This is a genomic window from Brevibacillus borstelensis (assembly GCF_037834415.1).
In the GTDB taxonomy this organism is placed as follows: domain Bacteria; phylum Bacillota; class Bacilli; order Brevibacillales; family Brevibacillaceae; genus Brevibacillus; species Brevibacillus borstelensis_A.
Window position 1 is genome coordinate 50269 of record NZ_JAUMSJ010000014.1, and the last position, 18450, is coordinate 68718.

General features: G+C 51.2%; 18 protein-coding genes. 7 read left to right on the forward strand and 11 right to left on the reverse strand.

What is annotated here, in order from left to right; translation table 11 throughout:
* Window positions 1-10: 10 nt before the first annotated feature.
* Window positions 11-1288, reverse strand: a complete 1278-nt coding sequence (locus tag Q3F21_RS13225) for a nucleotide sugar dehydrogenase (RefSeq protein WP_340253502.1) — start codon at window positions 1286-1288, stop codon at window positions 11-13.
* 205 nt (window positions 1289-1493) lie between these two features.
* On the opposite strand from Q3F21_RS13225, the gene Q3F21_RS13230 reads away from it, so the two are divergent.
* Both Q3F21_RS13230 and Q3F21_RS13235 read left to right on the forward strand, forming a co-directional pair.
* Window positions 1494-2720 (forward strand): glycosyltransferase family 4 protein, encoded by a 1227-nt coding sequence (locus tag Q3F21_RS13230; RefSeq protein ID WP_340253310.1) that lies wholly within the window; start codon window positions 1494-1496, stop codon window positions 2718-2720.
* Window positions 2721-2978: 258 nt separating this feature from the next.
* Window positions 2979-3509, forward strand: coding sequence for a hypothetical protein (locus tag Q3F21_RS13235; protein WP_340253313.1), 531 nt, complete (start codon window positions 2979-2981; stop codon window positions 3507-3509).
* 88 nt (window positions 3510-3597) lie between these two features.
* Here the strand turns inward: Q3F21_RS13235 and Q3F21_RS13240 are convergent, their stop codons facing one another.
* The 7 genes from Q3F21_RS13240 to Q3F21_RS13270 form a co-directional block, all read right to left on the reverse strand.
* Window positions 3598-4527, reverse strand: coding sequence for a glycosyltransferase family 2 protein (locus tag Q3F21_RS13240; RefSeq protein ID WP_340253316.1), 930 nt, complete (start codon window positions 4525-4527; stop codon window positions 3598-3600).
* Complete coding sequence (locus Q3F21_RS13245) at window positions 4490-5329, reverse strand: glycosyltransferase family 2 protein (protein ID WP_340253319.1); 840 nt, start codon at window positions 5327-5329, stop codon at window positions 4490-4492. The genes Q3F21_RS13240 and Q3F21_RS13245 overlap by 38 nt, the downstream gene beginning before the upstream one ends.
* A gap of 203 nt (window positions 5330-5532) precedes the next feature.
* Window positions 5533-6771: a D-alanyl-D-alanine carboxypeptidase family protein gene (locus tag Q3F21_RS13250; protein WP_340253322.1), complete on the reverse strand. Its 1239-nt coding sequence runs from the start codon at window positions 6769-6771 to the stop codon at window positions 5533-5535.
* Between the two features lie 66 nt (window positions 6772-6837).
* Window positions 6838-7653: a GTP pyrophosphokinase family protein gene (locus tag Q3F21_RS13255; RefSeq protein ID WP_340253325.1), complete on the reverse strand. Its 816-nt coding sequence runs from the start codon at window positions 7651-7653 to the stop codon at window positions 6838-6840.
* Window positions 7654-7671: 18 nt separating this feature from the next.
* The gene (locus Q3F21_RS13260; RefSeq protein WP_340253505.1) at window positions 7672-8544 is read right to left on the reverse strand and encodes a M23 family metallopeptidase; all 873 of its coding nucleotides are present in this window, start codon (window positions 8542-8544) and stop codon (window positions 7672-7674) included.
* An 82-nt stretch (window positions 8545-8626) separates the two neighbouring features.
* Window positions 8627-8893 (reverse strand): hypothetical protein, encoded by a 267-nt coding sequence (locus Q3F21_RS13265; RefSeq protein WP_340253328.1) that lies wholly within the window; start codon window positions 8891-8893, stop codon window positions 8627-8629.
* A 195-nt stretch (window positions 8894-9088) separates the two neighbouring features.
* The gene (locus Q3F21_RS13270; protein ID WP_340253331.1) at window positions 9089-9295 is read right to left on the reverse strand and encodes a small, acid-soluble spore protein, alpha/beta type; all 207 of its coding nucleotides are present in this window, start codon (window positions 9293-9295) and stop codon (window positions 9089-9091) included.
* 250 nt (window positions 9296-9545) lie between these two features.
* Here Q3F21_RS13270 and Q3F21_RS13275 point away from each other — a divergent pair, with 250 nt between their 5' ends.
* Entirely contained in the window at window positions 9546-10424 is an 879-nt protein-coding gene (locus Q3F21_RS13275; protein WP_340253334.1) for a 5'-3' exonuclease, read from the forward strand.
* Window positions 10425-10439: 15 nt separating this feature from the next.
* Window positions 10440-10571, forward strand: coding sequence for a hypothetical protein (locus Q3F21_RS13280; RefSeq protein ID WP_340253337.1), 132 nt, complete (start codon window positions 10440-10442; stop codon window positions 10569-10571).
* A gap of 129 nt (window positions 10572-10700) precedes the next feature.
* Here the strand turns inward: Q3F21_RS13280 and Q3F21_RS13285 are convergent, their stop codons facing one another.
* Together Q3F21_RS13285 and Q3F21_RS13290 are read right to left on the reverse strand one after the other, a co-directional pair.
* On the reverse strand, window positions 10701-12425 hold the full coding sequence (locus tag Q3F21_RS13285; RefSeq protein ID WP_340253340.1) for a hypothetical protein: 1725 nt from the start codon (window positions 12423-12425) through the stop codon (window positions 10701-10703).
* A 17-nt stretch (window positions 12426-12442) separates the two neighbouring features.
* Window positions 12443-13744: an AAA family ATPase gene (locus tag Q3F21_RS13290; RefSeq protein WP_340253343.1), complete on the reverse strand. Its 1302-nt coding sequence runs from the start codon at window positions 13742-13744 to the stop codon at window positions 12443-12445.
* A 190-nt stretch (window positions 13745-13934) separates the two neighbouring features.
* Here Q3F21_RS13290 and Q3F21_RS13295 point away from each other — a divergent pair, with 190 nt between their 5' ends.
* The 3 genes from Q3F21_RS13295 (at window position 13935) to Q3F21_RS13305 (ending at window position 16824) form a co-directional block, all read left to right on the forward strand.
* A complete protein-coding gene (locus tag Q3F21_RS13295) occupies window positions 13935-14081 on the forward strand; it encodes a hypothetical protein (protein ID WP_340253346.1) in 147 nt (48 codons plus the stop codon).
* Between the two features lie 88 nt (window positions 14082-14169).
* A complete protein-coding gene (locus Q3F21_RS13300; RefSeq protein WP_340253349.1) occupies window positions 14170-15567 on the forward strand; it encodes a hypothetical protein in 1398 nt (465 codons plus the stop codon).
* A 222-nt stretch (window positions 15568-15789) separates the two neighbouring features.
* Window positions 15790-16824, forward strand: coding sequence for a hypothetical protein (locus Q3F21_RS13305; protein WP_340253352.1), 1035 nt, complete (start codon window positions 15790-15792; stop codon window positions 16822-16824).
* Between the two features lie 45 nt (window positions 16825-16869).
* Here Q3F21_RS13305 and Q3F21_RS13310 read toward each other — a convergent pair whose 3' ends face one another.
* A complete protein-coding gene (locus tag Q3F21_RS13310) occupies window positions 16870-18345 on the reverse strand; it encodes a protein adenylyltransferase SelO (RefSeq protein WP_340253355.1) in 1476 nt (491 codons plus the stop codon).
* Between the last annotated feature and the right edge of the window lie 105 nt (window positions 18346-18450).

Genomic DNA, 18450 nt, shown 5'->3' on the forward strand with positions numbered 1-18450 from the left:
AATCTCCTCCCTACAGTGATATGAGATTATCTTGCTGTTTGGTAAAGACTCCTCGCGTATCAAATAGCAGTCTGGCGTGTTTTCCGATCATCTCGTAAGGCAGCCCTGTATGATCAGTCAACAGCACGACGCAATCAAAGGCTGACAAACTTTCCGGGAAGAGCTCGACGCTTTTCGTTTCCCTTCCGTTTACCTTGACCTGGGGCACAAGCGGGTCATGGTAGCAGACATTCAGTTCCAAACTGTCCAATTTCTCGTAAATGGCCAATGCAGTCGATTCCCGTGTATCGTTGACATCCTTCTTGTAGGTCAAGCCGAGAAGGAGAATCCGCTGCTGCGTTATGGGCTGATTGGTTCCCAGCGCCTTGATGATCCGGTTGATGATGTAGTCTGGCATCTGATCATTGATTACCTTCGACAGCTGGATAAACCGCGCTTCCAAGTCGTACTGTTTGGCTTTCCATTGCAGATAGAGCGGGTCGACCGGTATGCAGTGTCCGCCGATGCCAGGACCGGGATAGTAGGCGGTAAAACCATAGGGCTTTGTTTTGGCCGCTTCGATCACCTCCCACACATCGATCCCCATTTCCGCGCAGATGATAGCAAATTCATTCATGAAGGAGATGTTCACGAACCGTTGGCAGTTCTCCAGAAGCTTCGTCATCTCCGCCGTCTTCGGAGTGGTGACACATACGAGCTGGCGAAAAGCGAAACGGTACACCTCTTTCACCTTTTCCAGGCAGTCTGGCGTTATTCCGCTGATTACCTTTGGTATATCTCCTAATGAAAACTGTTTGTTTCCAGGATCAATCCGCTCTGGCGAATAGCCAAGATAGAAGTCTTTGCCAACCTTAAGTCCGTTCCAAGAAAAGATAGGCAGCAATACCTCTTCTGTCGTTCCGGGAAATGTCGAGCTTTCTAGCACGACCAGATGCCCATTTTGCAAATACGGGACAAGAGATTTGGCTGCGGCCTGAACATAGCTCAGATCGGGATAGGAATGATCCCGCAGCGGGGTAGGCACGCATAGGATAATCGCTTCCGCAAAACGGATTTGCGAGAAATCATCTGTCGCTGTAAAGCATCCTGTGTCAAACAGCGAGACAACCTCACAATCATGTATGTCGGTCAAATAGCTTTTGCCGGAATGGAGCATTTCTACTTTTTTTGTATCTACGTCTATCCCGATAACAGACACCCGTTTGGAGGCAAAAAGCATGGCAAGAGGCAACCCGACATACCCCAGCCCGATGATGGCCACGACAGGTGCCGATTTTTCTTTGTCCATGGTCAACCAGGTTTCCTCCCTTCTTATACGGCTATCTTAGGGTATGTGAACAACTATCCTTTCGATATGGTCGGATATACTATCTTTGGCAAGAGTAGTGAAATATCACGAAAAAATAGATGAACATCCTCTTCCGCTTATCTGTAGCTTGACATATATCATAGTGAGCCGGTATGCGATGATACAGAAAAGGAGAGATTCATAGGTGCGTATCCTCATCGCTACTTACTGGTACCTGCCCCATGTCGGAGGAGTCAATACCTACGTCAATGTACTCCGAAAAGAACTGATGGCGGCAGGCCACCAGGTCGATGTATTCGCCCACCACCCAGATATGCAGAAGTACTACATGGTACACACAGGGCGGTACTTGTCGAAAGCGAAAATCAAGCAGGTCGTGTATGACAATGTCCTCAAGTACTACGACACTTCCCAGCCGTATGTGGAAGATTGGGTCCGCTGGCGGGAGATTGAAAGGTACGCGTATGAATTGGCAGCCATTTCATTTGACTTGAAGCAATACGATCTGATCCATACGCAGGACATTATCTCGACCCGTGCGCTATCAAGAGTAAAGCCGCCAAAAGTTCCCCTAGTTGCCACGATTCACGGTCTTCTGGCGACCGAGCATATGATTGCCGGTGACGTGAAAAGCAAGCAATCTATTCCGTGGAAGTATGTGTGCAAGGAAGAGTACTATGGAGCGACCTCTGCCACCAAGACGATGGTTCCTACCTCCTGGCTGAAACGGAAGCTGAGCGAACCCGAGTACGGTGTCCCGGCCAAACTCCTGCATACCGTCCCTTATGGCATGGACACCAGCCAATTTTTGGGGAAATACAACTCCCCGACGTACTCGTACATTCCTCCCGTTGAGAGTGGAAAAACCGTCTTGATTTGTCCGGCTAGACTCGTCCCGGTCAAAGGACACAGGTACCTGTTGGAAGGTCTTCACAAGCTCAAACAAAAGCGCAGTGACTTCGTTTGCTGGCTGATCGGCAACGGACCTCTGTACGATGAAATGGTCGCTCTGGCCAATTCATTGGGCATTTCCGATGTGGTCCACTTTTTCGGTGACCGAGACGATGTCCCGCAGCTGTTGAAACAAAGCCACATACTGGTTCTCCCTTCCGTACAAGACAACCACCCGTTTTCCATCATGGAAGCACAGGTAGCCGGCAAACTCGTCGTCGCATCGAACGCAGGAGGCATACCGGAAATGGTCTCCCATAAAAAGACCGGTTTTATATTCTCCAAACGAAACAGCGCTGACCTTGCTTCCAAACTCGACTATGTTCTTTCTCATCCGGCTCTTGCAAGGCAAGTGGCAGAGCGGGGACGGAGATGGGGACTCAATCGTTGGGCTCCATCCACGCTCTTGAAAAAAACGATGAGTATTTATTTGTCAGCAATGGAGAAGGTGGGGAAATAAAATATGGCCATGAAAAAGGTAAAAAGCTCATCGCGACCCATCAGCCAAAGACGAAAACTCCCCCCGGTTTTTCGCGGTGCTGCCGCAAAAAATACGGCAGTAAAGGTATATAGAGGAAAAATTCTGCGAACGAGGACAAAACTGGCACAAAGACGTACGCTTAGCAAAAGGGACAAAGTGTATGCAGCATACCGGCAAATTTTATTAAAAAGGGGCATTCAGATTACCCTGCAACAAGCGAGGAATGTCCCGTATCAATTGGCACTGCACACCGTGCAGAAAGCGATACGGGAGCGACAATCTCTCATTGCCCGCTCAGGCTCCAAAACTAGGCAACGCCCACTTCGCCGTACAGGCAGGAAGCAAGCGGGCGCCATAAGAAGCATTGGCAAGCGAAACCGAATCGTGACCAAAACGCGAAAGCGCCGTACCACTAGAAGAACACCATTTGTAAAGACTTTTCCTGCCATCTCCACCATTCCGAAAGTGACGGCAATACCTACTACTCCAATTGAACCAATCGTGACCCCGCTATTGCCTACAGCGGAACAAATAGACATCAACGCACCTGCGCCTCTATCGGAAGAAATACACTCCAATAGCGTTGATACGCATCGAATCGAGTCCATCTTCTATAAGAACGAGGAGCAGGTGTTCGATCCCGGATTGTGGTCGATGGTTGTCAAAGATTTGCCGCCAAACTACCAGATCCCCGACCCAGCCTTTACGAGGAGCCTTTCCCATGCGTATAACGAACTGGCGAAGTCTCCCAAGCACGACGGCCGTTAGACGTCGGCACCGGGCAGTCAGCGATCCTTCAGCTCTCATATAGAACAAAACCGTTGCCATTTTCGAAACGGCAACGGTTTTGTTATTCTTAGATATCGGCTGGAAGAAGATGATGATTCGGAGCAAGCTGGGTGGTCCTTTCCATATGTTTTAAGAGATGGCGGCGTCTCAATTGATCGATAAAGAACACTCTCTCTGATTTTATCGCCTGCAAGAAGGAAAGGGCTTCGAGGTGATCACCCAAAATCAGTTCCTTCACAAGATTGTTCGCTTTTGAATTAAGCGTGCTCTTTCGATTCGTCCGAAAGACATCCACACTTCCTGTTTGCTCTACCCGAATCCCTTGCAAAATCGCCTTTGCTTGAGCCAGAGGAGGAACCATCAGACTATCATATCCCAACCAGGCAGCCACAGATCGCTTCATCGCATGAGGAACTGCCGTCATCGAGGAAAAACCCAGATCAGCTCGAAGCAGCATGCGGTTGAGGTAAGATTTTGCCATGCTGACAGCATCTATTTTGGCTGTGTTAATGAAAAATGGGTTCACGTTGTTGAGAGAGATATCTACACCCTGGTAACAGGCGGTGACAAATTTTTGCAGGCGCTCGGCCGGAATCACGATGTCACCGTCAAGGAATAACAGTACATCTCCGCTTGCTTCCTTGGCCCCGATCGCTCGACCGACATCATGTCCCAATTGAAATGGATAGGAAAAGCAAGTGACATTGTATTTGCTCACAATCTGAATCGTTCGATCCCGACTGCCATTGGCGATGACAATGATTTCCTTTGGTTTCAGACGCCCTACTTGCCTGAGCACTTTTCCAATCGTCGCTTCTTCGTCCCGTACAGGTATGATGACAGAGAGTCGTTTTCTGTTTTGCCTTAGTTGTAGTCGGTTTGGTACCGACAGCTTGATTGGCTTGGCAGTTTTCTTGGCGACAGATCCTTTGACGGCCCTGACAACGCGTTTTCGTTTATTAGTCTTGCCCCTTCTCTTTGCTCTGTAGTTGATCACGCCCTTCTCCCCCTTCTATTCGCGCCGTCTTTTCGCGTACGATCGAACGCAAATGAAGATGCCCGGGAAACTGCAACAGCTGACGTTTTCGATCCAGGTCTTTAAATCCCGCTCGAACTCCCTTTTCTCTCATAAAGAACGCGATCGCTTCGGCATGATCTCCAAGGACCAGCTCCTTCACATTTTCGGTACGACCGATCCGCCGTTTGTTGACTCTGGCTGTATTAATCGGGCAGACGCGTGTAATAGACAGTCCTTCCAAAATCGCCTTTGCTTGTGCCCGGGGAGGTACAGCGAGCTCCTCCCACCCGATCTTTTTCACAGCTTTTCGACTCATCGCATGTGGAACTGTGGTCAAAGAACTGCCTATTAAATCCGGTCTTCCCGCGATATGGTTCAGCAGTCGCTTCGCCAACGAGGTTGGATGCATTTTACGTTTCGTGCAGTAACCGGAGTACGCATTCAAGGCGATATCCCAACCGGCTTGAACTGCGTTGATGTATACTTGCAGCTTTTCCGCCGGAATCACAAAGTCAGCATCGATAAACAGCAAGACTTCCCCTTTGGCAAAGTAAGCACCTATCGCACGCCCTACATCATATCCTAATGATTGATATCCTTCGATCACGCGAGCACCTGAATCCAAAGCAAGCTTGGTTGTGCCATCTGTTGTGCCGTTCGATACTACAACAATCTCAATGGAGGGGGATACCTTTTTGACTTCCTCGATGACGCGGACAATGCGTTTGCCTTCGTTGCGAGCAGGGATGATAACCGATACTCTTGGTGACTCGTTGTCCATCGCGTTTCCCCCTTTTCTGGTAAATGGCTTCTTTCTTACCATACGTCGGTTGCTTAGGGATGGACACGGCAGTTATCCCTCTATTTGTTTGACTTCCACGCTTCTCCTGCAATCACTGCTTTAGCCGATCTCCCCTCAAGATAGCAAACGCAAATAAACCGTCCCCGAAAAGGAGACGGCTCTCGTGTATGGTCTGTATTCTCTTATTGTATACGATCCCAATTCCTTGGAATCTGGCGAATGCGCTGGCGTCGACGCTTTCGGGCACGGGCTACTGTATAGGTGACCAAAAAGAGATTCAATCCAAGCCATGTAAACAAAATTCCGTAGCGAGGACCAGAAGAGACGCTCTCCGGTTCTTCCTTGCTTGCGGCAGCTGCGACACGCGGCTCCTCTTTGCGCTTTAATGCGTAGGTGCGCGACAGCTCTCCCGCCCGTACAATCAGTTGACCGCCTGAGGTAACCTCTGTTTCAGGTGTCGTTCCCAAAGGCACAGTGGCGTACAAATCCGCATCTGCCGTGAAGGTCGGAAGCGCTTCCTCCGAAGGCTGCTGTCCGCTTTGCACAGCACGGGTAAACGTCTGCCCGGCATGTGCAATCTGCTTCGTCTCAAAATGGGCAAAGCCATAGTCCAACATGGCAGTGACGTCCTTGTAGGAAAGGTTGCTGGAGCCCGCTTTCATCGTAACGGCAATCAATTCGGTGTTCCCTCGCTTGGCCGAACCGACGAGGGTATTGCGGGCCTGGTCCGTAAAGCCGTTCTTGATTCCCGTTGCTCCTTCATAATTGCGGAGCAGCTTGTTATGGTTGACCAAAACCGTTTTCCATTCCAGTCCGTCCCAGGGCAGCCTTTCCGTTGCGACAATTTCTCGGAAAATCGGATTCTTCATGGCGTACTGAGCAATTTTTGCCATATCGGCCGCGGTCGTGTAGTGATTCGGATCATGCAAGCCATGAGCATTGGTAAAATGCGTTTCTTCTATGCCTACTTTTTCAACCAGATAAGCATTCAACTGCTCGGCAAATTGCTCCACGCTGCTGCCCAAATGTTCAGCGATCGCTGTCGCCGCATCATTGCCAGAGTTCATAAGCAACCCGTACTCCAGTTTTTTTAACGTAACCTTCTCGCCTTCTGCAAGGTAGACACGGGTGCCTTCCTCCCAGCGAGCTCTCCTCGAAACTGTCACGATGTCGTCAGGGTTACCCCTTTCAATCGCATAAATACCTGTTGCAATTTTTGTGATACTTGCCGGATATAGTTTGGCGTGGGGGTTCTTTTCGAACAAAACCTGACCGGTCTTCGCGTCTATTAAAATGGCAGATTCCCCGCTAAGCATATCCGGCGACAAGACGGCAGATCCCTCCTGTGCCTTGACCTGCTGTGCCGGTGCTGTGGAAAAAACACACGCCGCGGCAAGCAGGCAGATGAGTACATAACGCATGCTTTTTTGGTTCCTTTCCTTGCTATTCGATCTGGTTGCGGTACAAAAAGTAGCGTTTCTATGTTTTTAGCCGAGACGTTTTCCTAGCAAATCGTAAATCATTTTGAACTTTGGATTGTCCTGGAAAGCTTGTTCGAACCCGCTGACGTGCTCGCGATACAGAGCGGCGGCTGATTCCAAATCTTGTTTCACGTACAGAGAGAAAATCTCCTCCAGCTTTTCTTCGAGAGTCGGGTCGACTGCCTGCGGTGTCAAAATCTCTTGCCTTAGATTGTTCATCAGGACATCAAGCTGATGAGTAATCAAGGATGCTTCATGAAGCTGTTCCATCACATTCTGAGGAATGTTCCCCGCATATTTGTACCTGAGCTCATGTTCATTCGTAGCCCAGAAATTCATTCCGAGGGTTCTGATCTGGATCTCACAAAGCAAAGTAATTTTTTCGCTTCCATGGTAGACCGTATATGATGCAATCATGTGAATGCTTCGGTACCCGGAGTCTTTCGGTGATGCAATATAGTCCTTGACGTCGTGAATGACAATGTCTTCCCGCTCCTGCAGCAGCTGCTGCACCTCCCGGACGTCATCCACATAACGGCAGACTACGCGCAATCCAGCAATATCCGTAATCTCGCGAGCGAGATCTTCTTCCCAATCGTTCCGCGTAAAGTCTATCCCTTTTTCTTGAGCCTTTTTTATCAGGCTGTCCACTTTTTTGACGCGACCTACCACAAACTCGATCGGGGAATAGCGCCCCCGCTTCATAAAGCCGTATTTAATTCCTTTTAGCTTTAATTTCAATTCATCAACAGCTTGTTCATAAGGTGCCAAAAAATGAACAAGGTTATTTAATACTCGATTTGGTACTTGTGTGCTTTTCATTCAAAAAACACCTCCATGTCACTCCCAGAGGAAAGGTGATGCATCCAGAAATGGTTGCGGATTGACATACGTATTTCCAATCAACATGCCAAAGTGAAGATGCGGCCCGGTAGAGAAACCCGTGCTGCCGATGCGGCCGATTTGCTGTCCGGCTTTCACCAGATCGCCTGTTTTCACATCAATCTTGGACATGTGTGCATAGATGGAAAATACCTGGAGGCCGTGGTCAATGATAACCGTGTTACCGGTCAAATACAAAGACTCCGCCAGAACGACTTTCCCGTGGTTGGTTGCCGCGATCGGCGTGCCTGTTTTGCCTGCGATATCTATAGCTGCATGTCGATTGGCCGGTACTCCGTTAACCACTCGTTGATATCCGTATGGGGTTGTAATGCGGCCTTGTGCAGGCCATTGAAATTTGTCGGTGAAATACGCCGTCTCCGCTGACTTCGACCGGGCAGCGTTGATTTTTTTCTGATCGGCATCAATCCTGGCCGAGTCTTGTCTCATCTGGTTCAGCTGCTTGGAAACGGTCAGCTTGTCCACCGCGAACTGTTTTGGTACGATCGTCAATTCAGCTTTCAGTTTATTATCTATTGTTTGAACAGTATAGGTCATTGGCTTTGCGTCAAAGGGAACCGGAATAAACCGGATGTACTCGCCGTTTGAAGGCTGCAACCGGTAGGTTTTCTGAAAAAGGGTTACTGACGTAGCCTGCTTGCTCTTCACCAGAACGGCGTCGCCCGGACTCGCATGAGCGGGTGTGATCGCCAATTGCGGTTGTTCAAGCACAGTCTGGGCGCTCTCTTTTACCTCCTTGCCCAGACTGCTGGTCCCTGCAGAAAAGACCAGAGCGGCTATTAGCATCAGACTGGAAAGCTGCTGGATCATCACGTATTCCCTCCCATTTTCCAGTATAACAAATCATAGCGGGAATTGAAAAAGAAAAAGAAGGCTAAAATTCATCAGCCTTCTACTGTTTTTCCTGTTTTTTACTATATTCCGACATCATTTCCATGAATGATTGCACATTGGTCAGCATTTCGCTGGCCTTTTTCGTTTTCTCTGTAATGTTTTCAAAGTCGATCTTCCCTTTTTTTCTGTCACTCCAACGCTTGAACAATTGGCTGGCAGCTGCCGGGTTGGCGCGGATCGATTCAATACGGGATGCGTCCTGCCTGAGCCATGCCTCAAAATCGGGATTGGTTTTAAACAAACGTTTAAGCTCCTTCTTTTTCACGGCCGGCCGTCACTCCTCTCCATCGCAAACAAGAATGGGTTGCTGTCGTCACACTACACCATATGACTAGTCCGCTCATGTGGATTGTGCATTCGCACACTTGGAAAAAAAAGGGCGAACGTTTAGAGACAAGAAGAAGACCCCTGCATAAAGGGGTCCTCCGCCATTCACATATTTACTTGTAGCTGCACGGAATTAACCGCGGCCTGCCAGTTGTTGTTCAGCAAAGCTAACCAGACGTTTCGTAATTTCTCCTCCGACGGAACCGTTTTGGCGGGAGGTCGTATCAGCGCCCAGATTTACACCGAATTCTGCAGCAATTTCATACTTCAGCTGGTCCAGGGCCGCATTTGCTTGAGGAACTAACAGATTGTTGGTACCACCTTGGTTGTTGTTCGCCATGTGTGATTCCTCCTATCGCTTTTTTCTCCCGGGACGGAATCGAACCGCCAGCTAAAAGCTCCTCTCCAGTGAGACCGAGAGACGTTGGGAAAAGAGGCTTGCTGACCTCTTGTGATAGTATCTTCCCTCCGGCGTTTGCGTCCCATTCGCAATTCGGCGATGTAAAATCTGACAGGCGCAGCGAAAAGAACTCGACCTTTTTTGTGTTATAATGAAGCGAATAGTTTGGATGATGAGAGGAGCCGCCAATTTGAACGAGCCGCAAAAAATTTTGCTCATTGACGGAATGAGCTTTCTGTTTCGAGCGTTTTTCGCTTCCGCCTGGGCGGGGGGATACCGTCAAACGTCTCAGGGCGTATACACGAATGCCGTCCATGGATTTACCAAAATGATGCTCGACTACGTCGATCTGATCCAGCCCACACACGTGGCTGTCGGGTGGGATGTCGCAGCCAGAGAAACGCTTATCCGCAGTCAGTGGTACGACGGCTATAAAGCAAATCGCAATGCTCCTCCCGAGGAGTTAATCCCGCAGTTTGATCTCGTCAAGGAGGTCACCGAAGCATTTTCTGTGCCGAATATAGGATGCCCCGGATATGAGGGGGATGATGTACTCGGGACACTCAGCTCCATGCTGGCTGCTAACGGACATGAAGTGGTGATTGCAACAGGCGATTACGACAGCCTTCAGCTCGTGTCAGATAAAGTCAGCGTAAAAATATTGAAAAACGGCGGCAAACACGAGCATTACACCCCCGCCAGTCTGCTTCATCTGCGCGGGATTACCGCGGAGCAGGTTATCGACGTGAAGGCCCTGATGGGCGATGCTTCCGATTGCATTCCCGGATGTCCCGGCATTGGCGAGAAGACCGCTCACAAGCTGATCTGTGAGCATCAAAGCCTGGACAATCTGTACAGCCGTCTGGAGGCCTGCACGCCCAAAATGAGAGTCAAGCTGGAAGAAAACCGCGAGCAGGTGTATTTAAGCAAAAAATTGGCGACGATCATCCGCGATGTCCCGATCACCTTTGATCCGAATGAAGCGAGATGGGCATACGAAAGCGCTCGGGTACGTGAAAAATTTGACGAACTCGAATTTGGCCGAAGTCTGTTGAGCCGTGTCAACTAGAGGAGGAATAACACCATGGGAGAACGAAACGGCAAGCTTCCGCTCAAGGAAGGCCATCAAGCGCTGGTGCTCCATTTCCCTGAGGGTTTTGAAGCAGAACTGCTTCGGCTCCCGGAAAAAACGGTTGAACGGCTTTCAGCGGCTTAATAAAAAATGGGTAAAAGTCGGAGTGACGAATTGCCTATGCGAAGAACGGGAGATAATAAAAAGACCATCTGTTGGCATTCCATTGCCTGGATGGTCTTTTCGCCATTTTTGCGGGATAGGCTTAGACAATTACGGCTGTTTGTTCGCTGAGAAGACGTCGAGCAACAATCCCGTCTGCTCCTCCCCCTTGCTCTCCCAGGTGGAGGCAAACCTCACTCGATGAGAGACGCCGAGGATATCGTACTCTTGCACGAGATGCTGCCTGGCGGAGCCTACGATCAAGGTGTGCAGCCGGACCTGTTTTTTCTCGGCCAAATGAGCGAGCATATCCCGAACGTAAACAGAAAGCCCCCCGACGCCATCCGTCGCCATCACGAGATCGGCACCTTGAAAACGGCTGTTCTCCTCCAGTATCGCGATCGCACGCTTCATTGGAGAATCAAAGTGGGTACCTCCGCCAAAAGCAGTCTGCGCCAAGGAGTAGAACCCGGGCCAATCCGGTCTGCGATGATACAGCGCCCGCTCCAGGACTTCGCCTTTGGCGCCGAACAACAGCAGGATGAAATCCCGCTTTTCCAGCAGGCAAAGAGCCGCGAATGTCATGACAAACACCTGCGCGAGCCGCAGCTTTCCTCCCCTCATCGAATGAGAGGTGTCCAGCATGCAGATGACAGGCCCTTTGGGCGGCTCCTCATACCAGCCTGCCGTATCGTAGGTCATCAGCTTTTGTTCCAGCCATTTCAGCAGAAAATAGCTTTCGTACTCGGGATCAGCAAGCAGAACCGCTTCGCTCGGCAGCATATGCCCGATATCTCCCGATTGCCTGAGGTTATCGTATTCTTCCGGTATCAGGCGCGTCCGCTTCTCCTTCTTTTTCATCCGGAAATGATGGACATTGCGCCCCACTTCCTCCAAAAAGGAGAGCAAATCGGGATGCCGCTTGAGCTTGTCCACCCACTTCAGGTACTGGTCGAGCGTTTGCCTGCGAAGCTTGCCCAGGTCGCTTCCCCAGCGGCGATTCGCAAAACGCTGGCTGGCCTCAAGGAGCTCGCGAACAAACAGAGTGTCGACCTCCTCATCGGCAAGCGTCTCTTTCAACGACCGATCCAGCCAATGGCCCAGCTCCTGCTCGAACCGCTCGATGGCTTCCCGCTCCTGACGCGAGAGGCGCTCATGCTGTTTTTCCCGTTGCGACAGCTCGTCCTCCAGCTTTTTTACCTTTTGCTGGAGTTTCGAACGCTTTGTAAATTGCACGCGCATTTCCTCCCGCAACTCCACGATTCGGTTCTTCAGCGACTGGATTTCCGCTTCTACCAATGGGCGGGAGTCGATCGCCTCCTGCTTTTCTTCCACGAGCCGTTTTCCCTGCTGCAAGGTATACCCGACTAATTGAAGCTTTGAAATCTGTTTCTCTGTCAAAAATTCGGAGAGCTTGGCCTGCTCATTTCCCTCGCCGTCCTGCTTTTGATTCAGTCCAGCCACCAGCGGCGTGATTTGCTGCTCGCGTTCACGCTTCCTTACCTCTTCCGAGAAGCTCTCGGTCAACCACATCAGAGCCTTGATCGCTGTTTTGAACGATGGGCTCTCCTGACCGACGGTACGCGGATGTATCGTTTGGTAAAAGTACTGCTTGCGGAGCGTCTGAACCATCCAGCGGTGGAACGGTGTCGCTTCCCGCGTTTGGTCGATCTCGGGTGCCGGGAGAAAGAAGCTGAGAAAAAAGTCGGCCAAAAGCTCGCGGGAAAACCACGGCGCCCGTTGCCTCGCTTCCTCCATCCATTCCGTTGCCGTACGCGATGAGTAGCAGAGTCCGTCAAAAACATAGCGATCAACCCTGCTGGCGCGAATGATCATGATGTCCCGCAGCCTCCTCAAAGGGTGTAATCATATTCGGCACCTGCAATTTCGCGATCGAACACCGTTCGATATACCCCTTGGATCATCTGTAGAATCCGTTCACCCTCGACCCGCAGATGAACGTATTTTACCGCGTACTTCTCTACTTGATCGATGAGCCTGTTTTTCTCATGGATGTAGGGGTTCAAGTTTTTCTCCTGCTGCTGAAAGGCGAGCAAGCGATTGCGCAGATCGCGGCCTGTTTCCTCAAGCTCCATCCGGCATTCTTCCAGCAAGGAGCGATACTCCTCCGCTTTTGCCGCCCCCATTTTGTGTCCAATTTCCTTTTTGAACTGGAAAGCGTGCAGCTCCGATTCCTTTTCCAGCCAACGCTGAGCGACCTGCTGGAATCTCCGCAAAGGCAGCTCTGCTTCCAGCTCCACTTTTACTTGCTCTGTAAACCTCTTCTCAAACAGCTCCCGCAGCACAGGCAAATCCTCCGGCACCTCCCAGAGCATATGAGGGGTAAAGACGGTATCCCAAATCGACACGTGATTCCGGCCGTTGATCACTGCGGATGTTTTCCAGATCCGGACGATCTTGTTCCACCTTCTGTCGGAGATGACAAACTCCTTTTCCTCCAGGTCCTTTTTCAGACTGTACAAAAAGTAGATGAAGCCTTCTGAGATGCCTGCCTCTTTGGCGGCGGTCTGAACGTCTTTCACATCGTACAAGGAGAAGACCACCGGTATTTCTTTCGCCGGCGGATCGAACATCTTCTCATAGCTGGAGGCATGCTGCAGATACCTTACCTCGTAGCGGATGAGAAACCGGTCGTACAGGGCGGTCAGCTGCTCTTCTTCATCCGGCAGTTCATTGGAAGCGGCCACGAGAAATAGCAGCGGCACTTCTTCTTTTTCTCTTCCGTTAAAGTAAATCCGTTCATGCAGGATCGACAACAAGGAGTTTAAAATCGCGCTGTTGGCTTTGAAAATCTCATCGAGAAAGGCGAACTGAGCCGACGGCAAATAACCGGCTGTCTTACGCACGTATTGGTCTTGCTTTAGCTGTTGGAGTGAAACCGGCCCGAAAATCTCATCCGGCGTCGTAAAACGGGTGAGCAAATAATCAAACCAATGCTCCGCACCAAACAGCTTGGAGACGGAACGGGCCAGCTGAGATTTGGCCGTTCCCGGCGGACCGACCAGCAGCGCGTTCTCGCCGCTCATGATCCCGAGAATCAGCAGCCTGATCAGCTCGCTTCGCTCTAAAAACCGGCGCTCCAGTACTTCGATCGCTTGATCTATTTTTTGTTGAAGCTGTGCAGTATTCAGCATGGTAAATGGCGCAGGCAGGCGCCGGTCCCCCCTCTTGGCCTTACTTGGTGAAAAAAATGCTTCCTTCCTATCCTCGCATAAATAGCCGGGCATTTCCAGTTATCCGGCACCCCGTGATAGACCAGGTCGGTATACCGGCCGTAAAAATTGGGATAAAATGGTTATCAACGACACTGAGAGGAAGATTGGGATGCCCCAGGTACAATTGACTGAAGAGGAATACGAGCAGCTCATGGAACGCATTTACAAAATTCTGAACCGGACCGAAGAGCTTGATCACGTCACCCATCACTGGATGTGGGAAGTCTGGAGAACGATCCGCTACAACAAATTGTAAGCCCCATTCCACCTTCACCCATGCCTGTTCCTTTGCATAGTGTGTCAGCAGAGGCATTCTCCTGACCCGATCAAGGAGGGGGATTGGCATGGGTGTAGAACTGTTCTGGATTCACGGCGTCTATGTTTTGTTTGTCATCGTCATTATCGTGACGATGGTGATGAGACGCGACACAAGTCTTCTTTGCATGATCGGAATCGCCGCGCTTGGAATGACGGCTACGGGCTCGGTCACAGCAGCGGTAGGGGGATTGTTCGGTAGTTTTGTATTCGCCATTACCGAGCTGTTGCCGACGATTCTCGTCATTTCCATTATCGTCGCGATGAGCCAGGTCTTGTCCGAGACCGGCATTAACGAAACCATGATCAAACCCGTTTCTTCTCTCATCCGTACACCTGCGCTGGCGTTTTGGGTGATTGGGCTCGCGATGATGACCATCTCCTGGTTTTTCTGGCCTTCCCCTGCCGTTGCGCTGATCGGAGCCGTTCTCCTCCCTGCCGCCATCCGCGTAGGACTTCCCGCGATCGGTGCAGCCGTCGCGATGAACCTGTTCGGACATGGCATTGCCTTGTCCGGCGATTTTATTATTCAGGGTGCACCCACACTGACAGCGAAAGCGGCCGGCCTGCCGGTTGCAGACGTCATTTCGGCGAGTGTTCCGCTCGTTATCGTTATGGGATTGGTGACGACGGTTACCGCATTTTGGTATTTGCGAAAGGATATGCAGAACGGTCTTGCTGCTGAGTCTATCCAAGAGACCGAAAATTCGGACTTAAATCCAAAAAACGCGTTTGCACCACTCCCCGCTGGCCTGCGCAATTGGCTGGCTGCAGCTGTGATCCTGCTTTTTCTCCTCGATGTATGCGCGATGTTCCTCCTTCAATTAAAAGGAGGAGATGCCACTGCGCTTGTTGGAGGGACCGCTCTGTTCATCCTCGTAGCCGTCACATTGATCGCTCACAAGCAGGCAGGTCTGGAGAAGGTAACGAACCACCTGATTCACGGCTTTCAATTCGGTTTTAAAGTATTTGGTCCGGTCATTCCAATCGCTGCCTTCTTTTACATGGGGGACAGCGGTTTTCTCAAAGTCTTTGGAGAGACGCTACCCGCCGGCTCGCAAGGTATTGTAAATGACTTGGGAGTTGCCTTGGCCCATACGATTCCGTTAAGCAAGGAAGTGGCCGCTCTCGCCTTGACATCCATCGGTGTCATTACGGGTCTGGATGGTTCCGGCTTCTCCGGAATTACCCTCGCAGGCTCGCTTGCCCAATTGTTCGCCACTGCTCTCGGAACGGGGGCAGCCACATTGACGGCATTGGGTCAGGTCTCGGCGATTTGGGTCGGGGGCGGCACCATTATCCCGTGGGCGTTGATTCCTGCCGCAGCCATTTGCCGCGTTGACCCATTCGAGCTGGCGAGACGCAATCTTTATCCGGTCGTCATCGGGCTTTTGGTAACGACACTTGTCGCGATGCTTCTCATTTGACATGGACAGCTTTTCTGCTGTCCTGCAAAATCAGCGGAACCCCTTTGAGACGCGTTTTGTCAAAAACGAAAATCCTCCGAGCATGATCGAAAACCATGTCAGGAGGATTTTTTGGCGCTTTGCGCTGCGCCTTTCTTCATCATCGCTTCTTTTTTCTTCTGATTTTGACCAAGCCTCCATAAAATGGTAAAAGCAAGCTGGAGGAAAGGTCGGGCATCGTTTATGAGACTGTGGATCAAAAGTGTGCAGGTGGCTGCCACCTTCGTCGGAACCATTGTCGGGGCCGGGTTTGCCAGCGGCCAGGAAATTGTTGCTTTTTTCACTGCTTACGGCCATGCGGGGACTTGGGGCATCTGGATATCGACCGGCCTGTTCATGTGGCTCGGTTACCGCCTAATGGTTCTGGCCCATCAACTTGGAACGCCCTCTTATGAATCGTTTAATCGTCAGCTATTCGGTTCCATCCCGGGACGAATCATTAACCTATTGGTATTTTTGACCTTGCTAGGAGTCACCACTGTCATGCTGGCCGGAGCGGGCTCGGTGTTGGAAGAGCAATTCGATTTTCCGTACTTCTTCGGGATCCTCGCCACAGCTGTAGCCGCTGCTCTTTTGCTCCGGAAAGGCTTGGAGCGGCTGCTTGCGATCAACTCCATCGTTGTGCCCTCGATGCTTCTCTTTGCCTTCTTGATCCTCATGGATGGCGACGTCGTCTCCCCGATCCCCGAAACTCCGCCGGATTCGCTCGAATTTTTGTGGCAGGCGGTCTTGTACGTCTCGTTTAATCTGGCGATGGCCCAAGCCGTACTCGTTCCGATCGGACATTCCATTAAGGAACCCATCGTCTTGAAACGGGCCGGGATTATCGGCGGCGGCAGTCTGGGTTTCCTGATGCTGAGCTCCCATATCGCCATGCTCGCCAACTGGGAGCAGATTCGCTATATGGAAGTGCCGATCATTTTCATCACGGGACAGTGGAATGACTGGCTGCAGCTGTTTTTTGTCTTCGTCCTCTACTCCGAAATCTTCACTACCCTCATCTCGAACGTCTTTGGAATCGGGCAGCAAATCCGCGAGCTTGTCAACATCCCGGTGACGAGTGTCTATTTTGCCTTGTTTACAGCAAGCTCCTTGCTCTGCTTTATCGGATACTCCGACCTGCTGTTATTTCTGTACCCTCTGTTCGGGTATCTCGGCCTCGCTACGTTTATCAAAATCATGCTGCCAAAACGGTCAATATCCGCTCTCTGGAAGTAAAGGTGGAACAGCCTCTCTTGGCATGGTGCGAATCCGCTCATCCAATCAGGTCCCGCAATAGGTTACGTAAGGACGGTCCGATTGGGGAGGCGGTGCGCAGTATTCTTCCTGCTCGGGGCTGTGAGCGAAAGGTTTGGAAAGTACATCGAGCAGCCGCTCCATCACGCTGTAGTCCCCCCGGCTCGCCGCCGCTTCCAATGCCTCTTCCACCAGATGGTTGCGCGGAATTACCGCTGGATTGCTGCTGCGCATCAACTGCTGCGAAACGTCCATTGCCACCTGCTGCCGGTCCAGTCTCGCCTGCCACCGCTCATGCCACGGAGCAAATTCCGGCGTCCCAAACAAGGCCGTATCCTCCGGCTTTCCAAGCGTGAATGCCCGGAAGGTGCTGGTATAGTCCGCTTGATATTTCTGCATCATAGTAAGGAGGTCTGCAATCAGCTCTTCATCCTCCTTTTCTTCATTGCTGATGCCGAGTTTTGCTCTCATTCCCGCAAGCCAATTTTTGTGATATAGCTTCAAGTATTTGGAAATTTCATCCTGAGCGAGCTGGACAGCCTGGTCTTGGTCCTCGTGCAGCAGTGGCAATAAGGCTTCGGCAAATCTCGCGAGATTCCATCCGCCAATATACGGCTGATTGCCATAGGCATAGCGGCCTTGCACGTCGATGGAGCTGAAAACCGTCGCGGGATCGTATGTATCCATAAAAGCGCAAGGGCCGTAGTCGATCGTTTCGCCGCTGATCGCCATGTTGTCGGTGTTCATGACCCCGTGGATAAAGCCGACCAATTGCCATTTTGAAATGAGCGCCGCCTGACGCATGATTACTTGCCGAAGCAGCGACAAGTATCGGTTCTCTTCCGCCTCTGCAGCTGGAAAATGACGGTGGATGGCATAGTCGGCCAGAGCCTTGAGCTGCTCGACGGTACCCCAATTTGCCGCATACTGAAAAGTGCCGACACGCAGATGGCTGGACGCCACCCGAGTGAGAATAGCGCCAGGCAGGTCGGTCTCCCGGATCACTGGCTCGCCGGTCGCGACTACAGCCAGACTGCGGGTGGTCGCAATCCCGAGTGCATGCATGGCTTCGCTGATGATGTATTCCCGCAGCATCGGCCCGAGTGCCGCCCGACCATCGCCTCCGCGGGAGAATGGGGTCCTTCCCGAACCCTTGAGCTGAATATCGACCCGTTCTCCCTGAGGAGTGATCTGCTCTCCAATAAGCAGCGCCCGGCCGTCTCCCAGCATGGTAAAATGGCCGAATTGATGCCCCGCATAGGCTTGGGCTAGCGGCGAAGCGCCTTCGGGAATCCGGTTGCCCGCAAACACCTCTACGCCGTCCTCGCTTCGGAGCTCTTGAACATTCAACCCTAGTTCGGTTGCCAGCGACTCATTGAGAATGATCAGCTTCGGCGAGCGAACAGGGGTCGGTGTGAGGCTGGCATAAAAAAAATCCGGCAGCCGCGCATAGCTGTTGTCCAGGTTCCATCCTGTATCCTTTCTTGCCGATTCCTTTGTCATTGTATCTCCTTTTTTGCTTCATGAGATTTTTTTATCCAAATTCCAGCATTGCTTGGTCAAGCTCCTTGACCCATCCGGTCCGGAACAATGCATGGGCAGGGCCTT